At 55.7% G+C, this 18,357-nt stretch carries 16 protein-coding genes; 15 read left to right on the forward strand and 1 reads right to left on the reverse strand.

What is annotated here, in order from left to right:
- The first annotated feature begins 152 nt into the window (after nucleotides 1–152).
- The 14 genes from IBT54_RS19845 to IBT54_RS19910 all read left to right on the forward strand — a co-directional run bounded on the left by IBT54_RS19845 (nucleotide 153) and on the right by IBT54_RS19910 (nucleotide 15,905).
- Nucleotides 153–596, forward strand: a complete 444-nt coding sequence (locus tag IBT54_RS19845; RefSeq protein ID WP_010258058.1) for an NADH-quinone oxidoreductase subunit A — start codon at nucleotides 153–155, stop codon at nucleotides 594–596.
- A gap of 15 nt (nucleotides 597–611) precedes the next feature.
- Nucleotides 612–1,289 carry an NADH-quinone oxidoreductase subunit B family protein gene (locus tag IBT54_RS19850; RefSeq protein ID WP_013358574.1) on the forward strand — a complete coding sequence of 226 codons (678 nt, stop codon included), beginning with the start codon at nucleotides 612–614 and terminating at the stop codon, nucleotides 1,287–1,289.
- Nucleotides 1,290–1,402: 113 nt separating this feature from the next.
- The gene (gene nuoC / locus IBT54_RS19855) at nucleotides 1,403–3,202 is read left to right on the forward strand and encodes an NADH-quinone oxidoreductase subunit C/D (RefSeq protein WP_013358573.1); all 1,800 of its coding nucleotides are present in this window, start codon (nucleotides 1,403–1,405) and stop codon (nucleotides 3,200–3,202) included.
- A 2-nt stretch (nucleotides 3,203–3,204) separates the two neighbouring features.
- Nucleotides 3,205–3,720: an NADH-quinone oxidoreductase subunit NuoE gene (gene nuoE, locus IBT54_RS19860; RefSeq protein WP_003854243.1), complete on the forward strand. Its 516-nt coding sequence runs from the start codon at nucleotides 3,205–3,207 to the stop codon at nucleotides 3,718–3,720.
- A 2-nt stretch (nucleotides 3,721–3,722) separates the two neighbouring features.
- Complete coding sequence (nuoF, locus tag IBT54_RS19865; RefSeq protein WP_175501446.1) at nucleotides 3,723–5,063, forward strand: NADH-quinone oxidoreductase subunit NuoF; 1,341 nt, start codon at nucleotides 3,723–3,725, stop codon at nucleotides 5,061–5,063.
- A 112-nt stretch (nucleotides 5,064–5,175) separates the two neighbouring features.
- Nucleotides 5,176–7,899 carry an NADH-quinone oxidoreductase subunit NuoG gene (gene nuoG, locus IBT54_RS19870; protein WP_201252797.1) on the forward strand — a complete coding sequence of 908 codons (2,724 nt, stop codon included), beginning with the start codon at nucleotides 5,176–5,178 and terminating at the stop codon, nucleotides 7,897–7,899.
- Nucleotides 7,896–8,873, forward strand: a complete 978-nt coding sequence (gene nuoH / locus IBT54_RS19875; RefSeq protein WP_003854240.1) for an NADH-quinone oxidoreductase subunit NuoH — start codon at nucleotides 7,896–7,898, stop codon at nucleotides 8,871–8,873. The genes nuoG and nuoH overlap by 4 nt, the downstream gene beginning before the upstream one ends.
- 11 nt (nucleotides 8,874–8,884) lie before the next feature.
- Complete coding sequence (gene nuoI / locus IBT54_RS19880) at nucleotides 8,885–9,427, forward strand: NADH-quinone oxidoreductase subunit NuoI (protein WP_201252798.1); 543 nt, start codon at nucleotides 8,885–8,887, stop codon at nucleotides 9,425–9,427.
- A gap of 10 nt (nucleotides 9,428–9,437) precedes the next feature.
- The gene (nuoJ, locus tag IBT54_RS19885; protein ID WP_003854237.1) at nucleotides 9,438–9,989 is read left to right on the forward strand and encodes an NADH-quinone oxidoreductase subunit J; all 552 of its coding nucleotides are present in this window, start codon (nucleotides 9,438–9,440) and stop codon (nucleotides 9,987–9,989) included.
- A complete protein-coding gene (gene nuoK, locus IBT54_RS19890; RefSeq protein WP_003854236.1) occupies nucleotides 9,986–10,288 on the forward strand; it encodes an NADH-quinone oxidoreductase subunit NuoK in 303 nt (100 codons plus the stop codon). The genes nuoJ and nuoK overlap by 4 nt, the downstream gene beginning before the upstream one ends.
- A complete protein-coding gene (nuoL, locus tag IBT54_RS19895) occupies nucleotides 10,285–12,120 on the forward strand; it encodes an NADH-quinone oxidoreductase subunit L (protein WP_201252799.1) in 1,836 nt (611 codons plus the stop codon). Before nuoK ends, nuoL begins: the two co-directional genes overlap by 4 nt.
- 210 nt (nucleotides 12,121–12,330) lie before the next feature.
- Complete coding sequence (nuoM, locus tag IBT54_RS19900) at nucleotides 12,331–13,851, forward strand: NADH-quinone oxidoreductase subunit M (RefSeq protein ID WP_201252800.1); 1,521 nt, start codon at nucleotides 12,331–12,333, stop codon at nucleotides 13,849–13,851.
- A gap of 6 nt (nucleotides 13,852–13,857) precedes the next feature.
- Complete coding sequence (nuoN, locus tag IBT54_RS19905) at nucleotides 13,858–15,315, forward strand: NADH-quinone oxidoreductase subunit NuoN (protein ID WP_013358569.1); 1,458 nt, start codon at nucleotides 13,858–13,860, stop codon at nucleotides 15,313–15,315.
- 131 nt (nucleotides 15,316–15,446) lie between these two features.
- Complete coding sequence (locus IBT54_RS19910) at nucleotides 15,447–15,905, forward strand: GNAT family N-acetyltransferase (protein WP_201252801.1); 459 nt, start codon at nucleotides 15,447–15,449, stop codon at nucleotides 15,903–15,905.
- A gap of 32 nt (nucleotides 15,906–15,937) precedes the next feature.
- Here the strand turns inward: IBT54_RS19910 and IBT54_RS19915 are convergent, their stop codons facing one another.
- Nucleotides 15,938–17,596 carry a glucan biosynthesis protein D gene (locus IBT54_RS19915; protein ID WP_013358567.1) on the reverse strand — a complete coding sequence of 553 codons (1,659 nt, stop codon included), beginning with the start codon at nucleotides 17,594–17,596 and terminating at the stop codon, nucleotides 15,938–15,940.
- Nucleotides 17,597–17,931: 335 nt separating this feature from the next.
- Between IBT54_RS19915 and elaB the strand changes: the two genes are divergently transcribed.
- A complete protein-coding gene (elaB, locus tag IBT54_RS19920; RefSeq protein ID WP_013358566.1) occupies nucleotides 17,932–18,243 on the forward strand; it encodes a stress response protein ElaB in 312 nt (103 codons plus the stop codon).
- The last annotated feature ends 114 nt before the right edge of the window (nucleotides 18,244–18,357 follow it).

Genomic DNA, 18,357 nt, shown 5'->3' on the forward strand with positions numbered 1-18,357 from the left:
TATAGAAAGGAGTAAAAAACCCCATAAAATGGCTGCTTATTACCTGATAACAGCAACATTTAAAAGGTTTTTACCCTTCCCTTGAATCGATGTGGTCAGTTTGCTGCGTGAAACGCGTGCAGGATGCCAGCGCCACTTTTGATGAGTAAGCAATGAGTATGTCAACTACCACCGAAATCATCGCTCAGCACTGGGCGTTTATCGTATTTATCGTTATTGCCTTTGGCCTGTGTGCTTTCATGCTGACCGGAGGATGGCTGCTTGGCGGCAGAGCGCGCGCCCGCTACAAAGATACGCCATTCGAATCGGGCATCGAATCCGTTGGTGATACCCATATCCGCCTGTCGGCGAAATTTTATCTGGTTGCGATGTTTTTCGTCATTTTCGACGTCGAAGCCCTCTTTTTATACGCATGGGCGACTTCAATCCGCGAAAGTGGTTGGATCGGCTTTGTGGAAGCCGCAATTTTCATTTTGGTGCTCCTGGCGGGGCTGGTCTATCTGGTACGCATTGGCGCACTGGACTGGGCGCCAGCTCGTCGTCGCGTGGTGGTGAAAACCACTACGGTCAGCCACACCAATCCTCATAAGCAGTAAAAGAGAGGCAATAAGATGGACTATACGCTCACCCGCATAGACCCGAACGGTGGTGAGAACGACCGTTATCCTCTGCAAAAGCAGGAAATCGTCAGCGATCCGCTGGAGCAGCACGTTCATCGCAGCGTTTATATGGGCAAACTCGAAAATGCCCTGCATGACATGGTGAACTGGGGACGTAAAAACTCCCTCTGGCCCTACAACTTCGGCTTGTCCTGTTGTTACGTAGAGATGACAACGTCGTTCACCGCGGTTCACGACGTGGCGCGTTTTGGTGCGGAAGTTATGCGCGCCTCGCCACGTCAGGCGGATTTCATGGTTATTGCCGGTACGCCGTTTACTAAAATGGCCCCGGTTATTCAGCGTTTGTACGATCAAATGCTGGAACCAAAATGGGTGATTTCCATGGGTGCCTGCGCCAACTCGGGCGGCATGTATGACATCTATTCGGTGGTGCAGGGCGTCGATAAATTCCTGCCGGTCGATGTTTACATTCCTGGCTGCCCGCCACGTCCTGAAGCCTACATGCAGGCACTGCTGCTGTTGCAGGAGTCGATCGGCAAAGAGCGCCGTCCGCTTTCGTGGGTTGTTGGCGACCAGGGCGTTTACCGCGCCAACATGCCTTCAGAGCGTGAAAGAAAACGCTCAGAGCGCATCGCAGTCACAAACCTGCGCAGCCCGGACGAAGTTTAAAACCGTATGGATGGAAAACCGCGCCTGCAGCAGAACATCACAATTTAATGCATGGCCCCATCCTGACGCCTTCATTTGAGTGCCTGAGACCAGGCCGGAATGGTGAGTAACGTATGACAGATTTGACCACGCAAGATCTCGCTCAGCCTCTATGGCAAACCCGTGATCACCTTGATGACCCGGTGATCGGCGAGTTGCGTAACCGTTTTGGGCCGGATGCCTTCACTGTACAGCCAACCCGCACCGGCATTCCGGTGGTCTGGGTTAAGCGTGAACAGATACTGGAAATTACCGAGTTCCTGCGTAAATTACCCAAGCCTTACGTCATGCTGTATGACCTGCATGGCGTGGATGAGCGTTTGCGTACCCACCGTGCAGGCCTGCCTGCGGCGGATTTTTCCGTTTTCTACCACCTGCTGTCGATTGAGCGTAACCGCGACATCATGCTTAAGGTGGCACTCTCTGAAAACGACATGCATCTGCCGACCATCACCCGTCTTTTCCCGAATGCCAACTGGTATGAGCGTGAAACCTGGGAGATGTTTGGTATTACCTTTGATGGCCACCCGCACCTGACCCGTATCATGATGCCGTCGACCTGGGAAGGCCATCCGCTGCGTAAGGATTACCCGGCGCGCGCCACCGAATTCGATCCTTTCACGCTGACTAAGCAGAAAGAAGATTTAGAGATGGAGGCGCTGACCTTTAAGCCCGAAGACTGGGGCATGAAGCGCAGTACTACCAACGAAGACTTCATGTTCCTCAACCTCGGGCCTAACCACCCGTCGGCGCACGGTGCATTCCGCATCATTCTGCAGCTGGATGGTGAAGAGATTGTCGACTGCGTGCCTGACATCGGTTATCACCATCGTGGTGCCGAAAAGATGGGTGAACGTCAGTCGTGGCACAGCTACATTCCTTACACAGACCGTATCGAATACCTCGGCGGTTGCGTAAACGAAATGCCGTACGTGCTGGCAGTGGAAAAACTGGCCGGTATCGTGGTGCCCGATCGCGTTAACGTGATCCGTGTCATGCTCTCTGAGCTGTTCCGCATCAACAGCCATCTGCTCTATATCTCCACCTTTATTCAGGACGTCGGTGCCATGACACCGGTGTTCTTTGCCTTTACCGATCGCCAGAAAATCTATGACGTAGTTGAAGCCATTACCGGTTTCCGTATGCATCCGGCCTGGTTCCGCATCGGTGGCGTCGCACACGACCTGCCGCGTGGCTGGGAACGTCTGCTGCGTGACTTCCTGGACTGGATGCCGAAGCGTCTGAAGGAATATGACAAAGCTGCACTGCGTAACACCGTGCTGATTGGTCGTTCTAAAGGCGTGGCTGCGTACAACATGGAAGAGGCGCTGGCGTGGGGCACGACCGGTGCCGGTCTGCGTGCAACGGGTCTCGACTTTGACGTGCGTAAATGGCGTCCCTATTCAGGCTACGAAAACTTCGATTTCGAAATCCCGGTCGGCGACGGCGTCAGCGATGCGTATAGCCGCGTTCAGCTGAAGATGGAAGAGATGTGGCAGTCGCTGCGTATTCTTGAGCAGTGTCTCAATAATATGCCAGAGGGGCCGTTTAAAGCGGATCACCCGCTGACCACGCCGCCACCGAAAGAGCGCACGCTGCAGCACATTGAAACGCTGATTACCCACTTCCTGCAGGTGTCCTGGGGACCGGTGATGCCAGCCAATGAATCGTTCCAGATGATTGAAGCGACGAAAGGGATCAACAGCTACTACCTGACCAGCGATGGCAGCACCATGAGCTACCGCACCCGCGTGCGTACGCCGAGCTTCCCGCATCTGCAGCAGATTCCTTCCGTAATCCGTGGCAGCCTGGTATCCGACCTGATCGTATATCTGGGTAGTATTGATTTTGTTATGTCAGACGTGGACCGCTAATTATGCACGATCAACACATTGCTATTAAAACGATCGACCCTAACGAGGTCTTCGTGCTGAGCGCGGAAGAGCATCACGCTATTGAGCACGAAAAACACCACTACGAAGATGCGCGTGCAGCCTCGATTGAAGCGCTGAAGATCGTGCAGAAACAGCGTGGCTGGGTGCCGGACGGCGCGATCAACGCGATCGCGGATGTGCTGGGTATCCCGGCAAGCGACGTTGAAGGTGTGGCGACGTTTTACAGCCAGATCTTCCGTCAGCCGGTTGGCCGTCATGTGATCCGTTACTGTGACAGCGTGGTCTGTCACATCACCGGTTATCAGGGCATCCAGTCCGCACTGGAGCAGCAGCTCAATATCAAACCGGGTCAGACCACGGCTGATGGCCGCTTTACGCTGCTGCCAACCTGCTGTCTGGGCAACTGCGACAAGGGCCCAACGATGATGGTGGATGAAGATACGCATGTGCATCTGACGCCGGAAGGCATTCCTTCTTTGCTGGAGCAGTATCAATGACAATTAAACAGATCATTCGTACTGCTGAAACCCATCCGCTGACCTGGCGGATGCGTGACGACAAGCAACCTGTCTGGCTTGATGAATACCGCAGCAAAAACGGCTATGCCGGTGCGGAAAAAGCGCTGAAAAGCATGTCACAGGATGAAATCGTCGCGGCAGTGAAAGATTCCGGCCTGAAAGGGCGTGGCGGTGCAGGCTTCTCTACCGGTCTGAAGTGGAGCCTGATGCCGAAAGATGAGTCGATGAACATCCGTTACCTGCTGTGTAACGCCGATGAGATGGAACCTGGCACCTATAAAGACCGCCTGCTGATGGAGCAGATGCCTCATCAACTGGTGGAAGGGATGCTGATCAGTGCCTTTGCACTGAAGGCTTACCGTGGCTATATCTTCTTACGTGGCGAATACATTGAAGCCGCGGTGCATCTGCGCCGTGCGATTGCTGAAGCGACGGAAGCGGGTTATCTCGGCAAAAATATTCTTGGCACCGGTTTCGACTTTGAGCTGATCGTCCACACCGGCGCAGGGCGTTATATCTGCGGCGAAGAGACGGCACTGATTAACTCACTGGAAGGCCGTCGTGCTAACCCGCGTTCCAAGCCGCCATTCCCGGCAAGTGCGGGCGCGTGGGGCAAACCGACCTGCGTGAACAACGTGGAAACCCTCTCCAACGTCCCGGCGATTCTGGCCAACGGCGTTGAGTGGTACAAAAACATCTCTAAAAGCGAAGATGCTGGTACCAAAATGATGGGCTTCTCAGGACGGGTTAAAAATCCTGGCGTCTGGGAGCTGCCATTCGGTATCACCGCGCGTGAAATCCTGGAAGATTATGCGGGCGGCATGCGTGACGGACTGAAGTTCAAAGCCTGGCAGCCGGGTGGGGCAGGGACCGACTTCCTGACCGACCAGCATCTGGATCTGCCGATGGAGTTTGCCAGCATCGGCAAAGCAGGCAGCCGTCTCGGCACCGCGCTGGCGATGGCGGTCGATCACGAAATCAATATGGTCTCGCTGGTGCGCAACCTGGAAGAGTTCTTTGCCCGTGAGTCGTGCGGCTGGTGTACGCCGTGTCGTGATGGCCTGCCGTGGAGCGTGAAAATTCTGCGTGCGCTGGAGCAGAAGCAGGGTCAGCCAGGGGACATCGAAACCTTACTGCAACTTTGCCGTCAGCTTGGCCCGGGTAAAACTTTCTGTGCGCATGCGCCGGGTGCGGTTGAGCCGCTACAGAGTGCGATTAAATATTTCCGTGAAGAGTTTGAAGCTGGCATGGCTCCGCAGGTGTTTGGCAATACCCGCGCCATTGGCGGGATCCAGCCAAACCTGCTGAAAGCGCGCTGGTAATTCGCCGCAGCACACGGAACAGGCCTGGTGCCGCCGCCCGGACAATGTCGTGCGTCGGGGCAAGAATATGATTAACGCTCGTCTCTGACGAGCCTTACGGAAGCATGTCACTATGGCTACAATTCATGTAGACGGTAAAGAGTATGATGTGAACGGAGCGGACAACCTGCTACAGGCATGTCTCTCTCTGGGCCTTGATATTCCTTACTTTTGCTGGCATCCGGCGCTGGGAAGCGTTGGGGCCTGCCGCCAGTGTGCGGTAAAGCAATTCCAGAATGCCGAAGATACCCGCGGCCGTCTTGTCATGTCCTGCATGACGCCGGCCTCTGACGGCACATTCATCTCCATCGATGATGGCGAAGCGAAAGAGTTCCGCGAAAGCGTGGTGGAGTGGCTGATGACCAACCACCCGCACGACTGCCCGGTGTGTGAAGAGGGCGGTAACTGTCACCTGCAGGATATGACAGTCATGACCGGCCATAGCTTCCGCCGCTATCGCTTCACTAAGCGTACCCACCGTAATCAGGATCTCGGCCCGTTCATCTCCCATGAGATGAACCGCTGTATCGCCTGTTACCGCTGCGTGCGTTACTACAAAGATTATGCCGATGGCAAAGATCTGGGTGTCTACGGCGCGCACGACAACGTCTACTTTGGTCGCCCGGAAGATGGCACGCTGGAGAGCGAATTCTCCGGCAACCTGGTTGAAATCTGCCCGACCGGCGTCTTCACCGACAAAACCCACTCCGAACGCTATAACCGTAAATGGGATATGCAGTTTGCGCCGAGCATCTGCCAGCAGTGCAGCGTTGGCTGTAACACCAGCCCGGGTGAACGTTATGGTGAGTTACGCCGTATCGAAAACCGTTATAACGGCACTGTAAACCACTATTTCCTGTGTGACCGTGGCCGCTTTGGCTATGGCTACGTGAACCGTAAAGATCGCCCTCGTCAGCCGATGCTGCTGCGCGGCAATGACTGGGTCACGCTGAACGCAGAGCAGGCGGTTAACGCTGGTGCAGATTTGCTGCGTCAGGCGAAGAAAGTGATCGGTATCGGCTCGCCGCGCGCCAGCATTGAAAGTAACTTCGCCCTGCGTGAACTGGTGGGTGCAGAGAACTTCTCAACCGGCATGCCAGCGGGCGAACAGGCCCGTCTTGAACTGATGCTCAACGTCCTGCGCGAGGGCGGTATCTATACGCCATCGCTGCGTGAAATTGAAAGCTACGACGCGGTGCTGGTGCTGGGTGAAGACCTGACACAGGTGGGCGCTCGCGTGGCGCTCTCGGTGCGTCAGGCAGTGAAAGGCAAAGCGCGTGATATGGCCGCTGCGCAGAAAGTCGCAGACTGGCAGATCGCCGCCATCATGAACATCGGTCAGAACGCCAAACATCCGCTGTTTGTTACCCACGTTGATGAAACCCGTCTGGATGATATCGCGGCATGGAGCTATCGTGCGCCGGTTGAAGATCAGGCGCGCCTCGGCTTCGCTATCGCCAGTGCACTGGATGAGTCTGCACCTGCGGTCACCGATTTCGACAGCAAACTCAGCGGGAAAATGGATGTTGTCGTTCAGGCGCTGGCTGGCGCGAAAAAGCCATTAATTATCTCCGGTACCCACTCAGGCAGCAGCGCAGTGATTGAAGCCGCGGCTAACGTGGCGAAAGCACTGAAGGCACGCGGTGCAGATGTCGGCATTACCCTGCTGGCAGGTCACGCGAACAGCATCGGCCTGGGCATGATTGGCGGCAATCCGCTGGAGCAGGCGCTGGAGCAGCTGAGCAACGGTGAAGCCGATGCGCTGGTGGTGCTGGAAAATGACCTTTATCGCCATGCGCCGAAAGCACTGGTAGATGCGGCACTGGCTCAGACCACTAACGTGATTGTGGTGGATCATCAGCGTACCGCAACGCTGGAAAAAGCGGGTCTGGTGCTTTCAACCGCCAGCTTCGCCGAAAGCGATGGTACCTCGATTAACCATGAAGGCCGCGCACAGCGCTTCTTCCAGGTTTACGACCCTGCCTATTACGATAACAACATTGTGATGCTGGAGAGCTGGCGCTGGCTGCACTCGCTGCACAGCACGCTGGAAAGTCGTCATGTGGACTGGACCCAGCTCGATCACGTGATCGATGCGGTGGTCACCCGTCTGCCACAGCTCGCGGGCATTAAAGAAGCCGCCCCGGACGCCAGCTTCCGCATCCGTGGTCAGAAACTGTCACGCTCTCCGATCCGTGCCAGTGGACGTACTGCCGCGCGCGCGAATATCAGCGTTCATGAACCGCGTCAGCCGCAGGACCAGGACACGATGTTCGCCTTCTCAATGGAAGGGAACAACCAGCCCTCTGCACCGCGCTCACAGATTCCGTTTGCCTGGGCACCAGGCTGGAACTCACCGCAGGCGTGGAACAAGTTCCAGGCAGAAGTGGGCGGCAAACTGCGTCATGGCGATCCGGGCGTGCGCCTGTTTGAAGCCAGCGCAGGTGAGTTACCCTGGTTCACTACTGTACCAAAAGCCTTTGTCAGTGATGCGCAGTGGCGCGTGGCACCTTTATATCGGCTGTTCGGCAGCGAAGAGATGTCACAGCGTTCACCGGTCTTCCAGCAGCGTATGGCTGAGCCTGCGCTGGTGATTAACCCGGAGGATGCGGCAAAACTGGGCGTCAACAATGGCGCGGCGGTGGAGTTCAGCTGTGCCGGTGAGACAGTGCGTCTGCCGGTCCGTTTCTCGGCGTCACTGCAGGCGGGACAGATTGGTCTGCCGCTGGGTATGCCGGGCGTTCCACCATTCCTGGCGAACGGTAAAATCGACACTCTGCAGGAGGCGGCGCAATGAGCTGGTTAACACCGGACGTTATCGACATTCTGCTGGCCATTGTTAAAGCCATCGTGATTCTGCTGGTGGTGGTGGCCTGCGGCGCGTTCATGAGCTTCGCCGAGCGTCGTCTGCTCGGCCTGTTCCAGAACCGTTATGGGCCAAACCGCGTAGGCTGGGGCGGCTCGCTGCAGCTGGTGGCGGACATGATCAAAATGTTCTTCAAAGAGGACTGGGTCCCGCCGTTTACCGACCGCTTTATCTTTACCCTTGCACCGGTTATCGCCTTTGTTTCACTGCTGCTGGCCTTTGCTATCGTGCCGGTTTCGCCCACCTGGATGGTAACAGACCTGAATATCGGTCTGCTGTTCTTCCTGATGATGGCGGGCCTTGCGGTCTACGCGGTGCTGTTTGCTGGCTGGTCGAGTAACAACAAATACTCGCTGCTAGGTGCGATGCGCGCCTCGGCGCAGACCCTGAGCTACGAAGTGTTCCTGGGTCTGTCGCTGATGGGTGTGGTAGCGCAGGCGGGCTCGTTCAATATGAACGATATCGTCAACAGCCAGACACATCTGTGGAACATCATTCCGCAGTTCTTCGGTTTTGTGACCTTCTGTATTGCGGGCGTGGCGGTGTGTCACCGTCATCCGTTTGACCAGCCAGAAGCGGAGCAGGAACTGGCGGACGGCTACCACATTGAATATGCCGGTATGAAGTTCGGCCTGTTCTTTGTCGGCGAATATGTGGCGATCACCACCGTTTCAGCGCTGATCGTAACGCTGTTCTTTGGTGGCTGGCATGGACCTTTCCTGCCGCCGTTCATCTGGTTCGCCCTGAAAACGGCGTTCTTTATGATGATGTTCATCCTGATCCGTGCTGCGCTTCCGCGTCCACGCTACGACCAGGTGTTGTCATTCGGCTGGAAAGTGTGTCTGCCGTTGACGCTGTTGAACCTGCTGGCGACTGCCGCAGTGATTCTCTACACAGCGCCGTAAGGGGTTAACAAATGACTTTGAAAGATATTGTCGTAGGTTTCGGCACGACAGTTCGCAGTATCTGGCTGATCGGGCTGCACGCCTTCGCCAAACGTGAAACGCAGATGTACCCGGAAGAGCCGGTTTATCTGCCACCGCGCTATCGTGGCCGTATCGTGTTAACCCGCGATCCGGACGGCCAGGAGCGTTGCGTTGCCTGTAACCTGTGTGCGGTTGCCTGTCCGGTTGGCTGTATTTCACTGCAGAAAGCTGAAACCAAAGATGGCCGCTGGTACCCGGAGTTCTTCCGCATCAACTTCTCACGCTGCATCTTCTGTGGCATGTGTGAGGAAGCCTGTCCGACCACGGCGATTCAGCTGACGCCCGATTTTGAACTGGGTGAGTTTAAGCGTCAGGATCTGGTGTATGAGAAGGACGATCTGCTGATTTCGGGGCCGGGTAAATATCCGGAGTACAACTTCTACCGCATGGCAGGTATGGCGATTGACGGTAAAGATAAGGGCGAAGCGGAAAACGAAGCGAAGCCTATCAACGTCAAAGGCTTATTACCTTAAGGAGCAAGGCATGGAATTTGCGTTTTATCTTTGCGGACTGGTGGCGGTGCTGACGACGTTGCGCGTCATTACCCACACTAATCCGGTACATGCGTTGCTGTACCTGATCGTTTCGCTGTTGTCGATTGCGGGCGTCTTCTTCTCGATGGGGGCCTATTTTGCCGGTGCCCTGGAGATCATCGTCTACGCCGGGGCCATCATGGTGCTGTTCGTCTTCGTGGTTATGATGCTGAACCTGGGCAAACAGACCGAGAAGCAGGAGCGCGAGTGGCTCAGTCCGTCGCTGTGGATTGGACCGGGCATCGTTTCATTACTGCTGCTGGTGGTAATGATCTACGCCATCCTGACAGCCAATGACCAGGGCATTGATGGCACCATCATCGACGCCAAAGCGGTCGGCATCAGCCTGTTTGGTCCTTACGTGCTGGCGGTTGAACTGGCTTCGATGCTGCTGCTGGCGGGTCTGGTCGTGGCGTTCCATATCGGTCGTGAAGAGCGTCAGGGCGAAGTCCTGAGTAACCGTAATGCTGACGCCGCTCAGGTGAAAAAGGAGAACGCATGATCCCGTTACAACATGGATTGATTCTTGCTGCCGTGCTGTTTGTCCTTGGACTGACGTCGCTGGTGATACGCCGCAATCTGCTGTTTATGCTCATCGGCCTTGAAATCATGATCAACGCCGCCGCTTTAGCTCTGGTGGTTGCCGGGAGCTACTGGGGTCAGGCCGATGGACAGGTGATGTATATCCTGGCTATCAGCCTGGCGGCAGCGGAAGCCAGTATTGGTCTGGCACTGCTGCTTCAGCTCTATCGTCGTCGTCAGACGCTGAACATTGATACTGTGAGCGAGATGCGCGGATGAATCTTCTCTATTTAACTGTCTTGTTTCCGCTGATCGGCTTTCTGCTGTTAGCGTTTTCCCGCGGTCGCTGGTCAGAGAACCTGTCGGCCACGGTGGGTATGGGATCGGTGGGTCTGGCAGCACTGACTACGGCAATGATCGGTTTCGACTTCTTCGCCAGTGGCCAGCAAGCTTACACCCAGGCACTCTGGACGTGGATGCATGTCGGCAATTTCGACATGAAGGTGAATCTGACGCTGGACGGCCTGTCGCTGACCATGCTGTCGGTCGTAACCGGTGTCGGCTTCTTCATTCATATGTTCGCCTCCTGGTACATGCGTGGAGAAGAGGGCTACTCCCGCTTCTTCGCCTACACCAACCTGTTTATCGCCAGCATGGTGGTTCTGGTGCTGGCCGATAACCTGATGCTGATGTATCTGGGCTGGGAAGGGGTAGGGCTCTGCTCTTATCTGCTGATCGGTTTCTACTACAGCAATCCGGAAAACGGTAAAGCGGCGATGAAAGCGTTCATCATTACCCGCGTGGGCGACGTCTTTCTGGCATTCGGTCTGTTCATTCTCTACAACGAGCTGGGCACGCTGAACTTCCGCGAGATGATGGAACTGGCTCCGGCGCACTTTGCTGCAGACAACCATATGCTGCAGTGGGCGACGCTGATGCTGCTGGGTGGCGCGGTCGGTAAATCGGCACAGCTGCCATTGCAGACCTGGCTGGCCGATGCGATGGCGGGTCCGACACCGGTTTCGGCGCTGATTCACGCCGCGACCATGGTGACGGCGGGTGTTTACCTGATTGCCCGCAGCCACGGTCTCTTCCTGCTGACGCCGGAAGTGCTGCATCTGGTTGGTATCATCGGGGCGGTTACCCTGGTGCTGGCGGGCTTTGCCGCGCTGGTGCAGACCGACATCAAACGCGTTCTCGCTTACTCTACCATGAGCCAGATTGGCTACATGTTCCTGGCGCTGGGCGTTCAGGCGTGGGATGCGGCGATTTTCCATCTGATGACGCACGCCTTCTTTAAAGCATTACTGTTCCTCTCCTCGGGTTCAGTGATTCTGGCCTGCCATCACGAGCAGAACATCTTCAAAATGGGTGGCTTGCGTAAGAGCATTCCGCTGGTCTACACCTGCTTCCTGGTCGGTGGCGCGGCGCTGGCGGCACTGCCGCTGATTACGGCGGGCTTCTACAGTAAAGATGAAATTCTGTTTGGTGCGCTGGCTAACGGCCACATTAATCTGATGGTAGCGGGTCTGGTCGGGGCGTTCCTGACCTCCATCTATACCTTCCGCATGATCTTCATCGTGTTCCATGGCGAAGAGAAAATTCATGCACACGCCGGTAAAGGCATTACCCATCATCTGCCGCTGATTGTGCTGCTGCTGCTCTCCACCTTTATTGGTGCGCTGATTACGCCACCGCTGGCGGGTGTACTGCCAGCCAATGAGTTCGGTGAAGCGGGCAAAGTGGGACTGGAAATCACCTCGGGCGTGGTCGCGATTGTCGGCATTCTGATCGCTGCCGCACTGTGGCTGGGCAAACGTGAGCTGGTAACCCGTATCGCAAACAGTGCACCGGGCCGCTTCTTCGGCACCTGGTGGTTTGCGGCATGGGGCTTCGACTGGCTCTACGATAAAGTGTTCGTCAAACCTTACCTGGGTATTGCGTGGCTGCTGAAGCGCGACCCACTGAATGGTCTGATGAACCTGCCTGCGCTGCTGTCACGCATTGCCAATAAAGGTCTGGTGGTCAGTGAAAATGGCTACCTGCGCTGGTACGTGGCGTCAATGAGTGTGGGTGCCGTGCTGGTGCTGGCTCTGCTGCTGGTAATTTAAAGATTGATGAGCGGGGCAGGTTAGTTAACCTGCCCATTGAGAATGTCAAAAATTGTCCTGAGCAAGGGCGTTATCGTCGCAGCCAGTTTGGTTACCGCCAGCGCGCAGCAACCGGAGCATACCGAGGTATGTGAGGATTGCGAGCACTGCCGGGAAGCAAAATGGCAAGTAAGATAGCCCGAACTAAGACAAAGAAAAGGGAAGTGTGCCGTGTTATTACCTTGGCTAATTATCATACCCTTCGTCGGCGGTCTGATCTGCTGGCTTACTGAGCGCCTTGGCGCGAAGGTGCCACGCTGGATCGCGCTGATCACCATGGGGCTGACGTTGGCGCTTTCACTGCAACTCTGGTTGCAGGGAGGCTATTCACTGACGCAGGCAGCGGGCATTCCGCAGTGGCAGTCAAGTTTCTCCGTTCCGTGGATCCCACGCTTCGGCATCAGCTTCCATTTAGCCATTGATGGCCTGTCGCTGCTGATGGTGGTGCTGACCGGCCTGCTGGGTCTGATGGCGGTGCTCTGTTCCTGGAATGAGATTTCAAAGTATCAGGGCTTCTTCCATCTGAACCTGATGTGGATCCTGGGCGGCGTGATCGGTGTGTTCCTCTCCATCGACCTTTTCCTGTTCTTCTTCTTCTGGGAAATGATGCTGGTGCCGATGTACTTCCTCATCGCGCTCTGGGGTCATAAAGCATCGGACGGTAAAACCCGTATCTCCGCCGCGACCAAATTCTTCATCTATACCCAGGCTTCGGGTCTGGTGATGCTGATTGCGATTCTGGGCCTGGTGTTTGTCCACTACAACGCGACCGGCGTCTGGACATTCAACTACGAACAGCTGCTGCAGACGCCAATGTCGAACGGTGTTGAATATCTGCTGATGCTGGGCTTCTTTATCGCCTTTGCGGTCAAGATGCCGGTGGTGCCATTGCACGGCTGGCTGCCGGATGCACACAGTCAGGCACCCACAGCCGGTTCTGTCGACCTGGCGGGTATCCTGCTGAAAACCGCGGCTTACGGCTTACTCCGTTTCAGCCTGCCGCTGTTCCCGAACGCGTCAGCCGAGTTTGCGCCAATCGCCATGTGGTTAGGCATCATCGGTATCTTCTACGGTGCGTGGATGGCCTTCTCGCAGACCGATATCAAACGTCTGATTGCCTATACCTCGATTTCGCACATGGGCTTTGTGCTGATTGCCATCTACACCGGCAGCCAGCTGGCGCTGCAGGGTGCGGTGATTCAGATGATTGCACACGGTCTGTCCGCTGCGGCACTCTTCATTCTGTGTGGTCAGCTGTATGAGCGTCTGCATACCCGTGATATGCGTCAGATGGGTGGCCTGTGGTCGCGCATCAAATGGATTCCGGGCCTGTCGCTGTTCTTTGCGGTTGCCAACCTCGGTATGCCGGGCACCGGTAACTTCGTCGGCGAATTTATGATTCTGACCGGCAGCTTCCAGGTGGTGCCGATGATTATTGTCATCGCAACCTTTGGTCTGGTGTTCGCCTCCGTCTACTCGCTGGTGATGATGCAGCGCGCTTACTACGGCGAAGCGAAATCGAAAGATCCGCTGCCAGGCATGTCACCGCGTGAGTTTATGACCATCGGTGTTCTGGTGGTGCTGCTGGTGCTGCTGGGCGTCTATCCACAGCCGATTCTGGATACTTCGCACGCTGCCATGAGCAATATTCAGCAGTGGTTTACCGCTTCAATTTCAACTACAAGGCCGTAATTCGCCATGACAATAACTCCTCACCAATTGATTGCGTTGCTACCGCTGTTAATCGTCGGATTGACGGTGGTGGTTGTGATGCTGTCCATTGCCTGGCGACGCAACCACTTCGTTAACGCCACGCTAACGGTAGTTGGCCTGAACCTGGCGCTGCTCTCGCTCTACTTTGTCGGTCAGGTCGGGGCAATGGATGTCACGCCGCTGCTGCGCGTCGATGGCTATTCGATGTTTTACACCGCGCTGGTGATGCTGGCGAGCCTGGCGACCTGTACCTTTGCCTATCCATGGCTGGCGGGTTACCCGGACAACAAAGATGAGTTCTACCTGCTGGTGCTGATTGCGGCGCTGGGTGGCATCGTGCTGGCCAGTGCTAACCATCTGGCTTCGCTGTTCATCGGCATTGAGCTGTTGTCGCTACCGCTGTTTGGTCTGATTGGTTACGCTTTCCGCCAGAAACGCTCGCTGGAAGCGGCGCTGAAATACACCATTCTTTCTGCGGCGGCCTCATCGTTCCTGCTGTTTGGCATTGCGCTGATCTACGCTGATTCCGGTAACCTGAGCTTCGTTGCGCTGGGTCAGAGCCTGACAGACAGCATGATCCACGAGCCACTGCTGCTGGTGGGTCTGGGCATGATGATTATCGGTCTGGGCTTCAAGCTGTCGCTGGTTCCGTTCCACCTCTGGACGCCCGATGTTTATCAGGGTGCGCCTGCACCGGTTTCAACCTTCCTGGCCACCGCCAGCAAGATTGCGATCTTCGGTGTCATCATGCGTCTGTTTATGTACGCACCAGTGACCGACAGCGAAGCGGTACGTACAGTGCTGGCCATGATCGCCTTCGTGTCGATTCTGTTCGGTAACCTGATGGCGATTTCGCAGAGCAACATCAAGCGTCTGCTGGGTTACTCCTCTATCGCCCACCTTGGTTATCTGCTGGTGGCGCTGATTGCGGTGAAAGATCATCAGCTGTCGCTGGAAACCTCAGGTGTTTATCTGGCCGGTTATCTGTTCAGCAGCCTGGGTGCCTTTGGTGTGGTGAGCCTGATGTCCAGCCCGTATCGTGGCCCGGATGCCGACTCACTCTACTCTTATCGTGGCCTGTTCTGGCATCGTCCTGTCCTGTCAGCGGTGATGACAGTGATGATGCTGTCGCTGGCGGGTATCCCGATGACGCTGGGCTTTATCGGTAAATTCTACGTTATCGCGTCAGGTGTCAGTGCTCACCTGTGGTGGCTGACCGGTGCCGTGGTCGCGGGCAGCGCGATTGGCCTCTACTACTATCTGCGCGTGACGGTCAGTCTTTACCTCAGCCCGCCGGAACTGCACACCCGTGACACCCCGGCTAACTGGGCATTTACCGCCGGTGGTGTGGTCGTGCTGATCTCCGCCATTCTGGTGCTGCTGTTAGGGGTTTACCCGCAGCCGCTGATCAGACTTGTGCAGATGGCTCAGCCGCTGATGTAAGCAGGTATCTGCAACTGATGAATCAGGCCTCCGGGCCTGATTTTTTTTTGCCTTTAAGACGAGGTAACCCTGCCGATGCTGGATGGCGGCACCGTTCTGATGTAGCGTGTTGTGATTAGCAAGGAGAGACCATGAACATTGACTGGCAGGATAAACACCATAGCGAACTCACCGCCCGGGAACTTTATGACTTACTGGCATTGCGCAGTGCCGTGTTCGTCGTGGAACAGCAGTGCGCGTATCAGGATGTGGATGGCAAAGATTTGCAGGCAGGAAACCGGCATCTGCTGGGGATAGCGGATGGCCAGTTGGTGGCCTATGCGCGACTTCTCTCGCCGGAAGATAAGACCAGCCCGGTAAAAATCGGACGGGTGATTGTGTCCGATCGGGTGCGTAGTGCGCGGCTGGGCAGCCGTCTGATGGAAAAGGCGATCAGCCGTTGTCAGCTGCACTGGCCGGGTCACGATCTGTTTCTCTCCGCTCAGGCACATCTGGAAAATTTTTACGGGCAGTATGGCTTTGTGGCGGCAGGGGAGAGCTACCTGGAAGATGGCATTCCGCATATTGATATGGTGAAAACTGCGCTATAAAAAAGGCGAGGCCTGAGCCTCGCCTGTTTCCATCAACCCACCGTCATCTGACGGTCATCGACATATTTGCGCTGATCCGGCGCAGGCGGGAAATACTGATAAAGCCACGTTTCACTCAGCGTCTCATCCTTGCTACGCAGGAACAGACGCATTTCCACCGGCTGAGTGGAATCACTGTTCGGATACCAGTCAAACAGAATGCGGTATCCCTTCAGCGGATCGACATACAGAATTTCAACCTGCTTCACGCTGCCGGATGAGACAGTAATCACCGGCTCAATGCCTTTCGGCGCGGCAGCCTGCAGATCACCACCAATAAAATCGATGGCGAAGCGACGGCACCAGGTTTCAGGGAAGTGCTCGCCAGGCGCCCAGCCTTCCGGGAAGCCACCGATACCGGTACGGGTGGCATCCACGCGTGCCAGACCGCTTCGCACTGGCGGCAGACCACTCCAGTAGAGTTTGTAGGAGAAGTTCAGCTCGCTGCCCGCTTTGACCGGTTCCGCCGGTTGCCAGAAGCAGACGATGTTATCCAGCGTTTCACCCGTGGTTGGGATCTCCATCAGGTTGATCGCGCCTTTGCCCCACTTGCCAACCGGCTCAACCCACAGGCTCGGACGTTTGTCATACCAGCCAATCACATCCTGATAATCTTTGAAGTCGTGATTCAGCTGCAGCAGGCCAAATCCACGTGGATTCTCATCTTCATAGGCGTTGAACTGCAGACGCTGCGGATTATTCAGCGGGCGGGCAATCCATTCGCCTTTACCGGTCCACATTGCCAGACGATCGGAATCGTGAATCTGTGGATGGTAAGTGTTGCACATGCGACGTTCGTTGGTGCCACAGCTAAACATGCTGGTCATTGGCGAGATGCCGATCTGACGGATCTCTTTACGGGCAAACAGGTGGTTTTCTACTTCCATCACCACGCGTTTCTCTTCGCAATGAATGATGAACTTATAAGCACCGGTAAGGCTGGCACCATCCAGCAGGGCGTAACAGGTGAAAGTGGTATCTTCCGCTTTTGGCGTTTCAAACCAGAAGGCGGTGAAGTCCGGGAACTCTTCCTGACCGTTGCTGAAAGTGTTAATCGCCACGCCACGCGCCGAGAGACCGTACTGGAAGGTATCGTCAACGGCACGGAAGTAGCTTGCGCCGAGGAAAGAGACGATGTCGCGACGGGCCAGCTCCGGCTTTTTAAAGGCGCGGAAACCGGCGAAGCCGAGGTCAGTTTTGCCCTCCAGCTGCTTTGTATCCACGTGGGCGTTGTTGTAGTTGAACAGCTCGGGGCGGAAATGAATTTCGCGCGCCTCGCGGCTTGCGCCGTCAACAGAGAACATACGGATGCGACGCTTAAAGCCCATACCAACATGGAAGAACTGCACATCCAGTTGACGGTCAGGCAGGTTATTCCACAGTGAGTGGTTAGCGTCATACTGAATTTCGTTGTACGCCTGCGGGGTCAGTGTAGCCAGCGTCTCCGGCAGTGCGCCTGGTGCACCGCCCCAGGGTTTTTTCGCCAGCGCGGCCGCGTTTTTCTTCAGTACGTCAAAATCGAAGCGTACGGCGGTTCCGTCAGCAATGCCATCTTCTGCCCATGCGGATTGCGCAAACAGCGTTGACAGGCCGGTCATGCCGCTGACGGCGGAGAAGGCCATTGACGCTTTCATAAACATTCTTCGATTCATGCCAGAGATCATTCCTTAGCTGTTCGAGGGTGTCGTGACTGTTGTGCCAAATGCACTTTTATGGCCCGATAATCACAGGCAACAGAGGGGTACGACAGTAGGGTTACTGGAAAATTCAGTCCCGACAAAATTTATCAGATTAATCAAAGAAGCGAAGCGAAATTCGGCGGTTGCCGTGGCGTCTTACACTTCTTTGCGCAGCGAAACGGTGCACCGCCTGAGTTGAGCAACTTTAGCAGATGAAAAATCAGGTGATTCCTGGATCAGGAAAACAGCAGAGCGCCAGATTATGACTATAGTTAATGAACTGCTTTGCAATTCACACGGAGGAAACGATGGTAAACCAGACAAATCAATTCGAAACGAACCTCGATGACGATATTGCGTTACTGACCGAAACGCTGGAAGAAGTGCTTAAGGCATCAGGCGATCCGGCCGATCAGAAGTACATTGAGCTCAAAAGCAAAGCCGAACAGGCGCTGAACGATGTGAAATCCCGTGTCAGCCAGGCGTCAGATAGCTATTACTATCGCGCTAAACAGGCGGCTTACCGCGCTGACGATTACGTGCATGAAAAACCGTGGCAGGGCGTCGGTATTGGCGCAACTGCCGGTCTGGTGCTCGGTCTGCTGCTGGCCCGTCGCTAATCGCGACCTGCTCATTCAGATGTAGCAGACAACTGCAGTGAAAAACGGCGGGGAAATCCCGCCGTTTTTGTTGACTTCTTACTGCCCTGAATTCACTCATCTGCGCCATTGAAT

Source organism: Pantoea sp. S62 (assembly GCF_016658625.1).
GTDB lineage: Bacteria > Pseudomonadota > Gammaproteobacteria > Enterobacterales > Enterobacteriaceae > Pantoea > Pantoea vagans.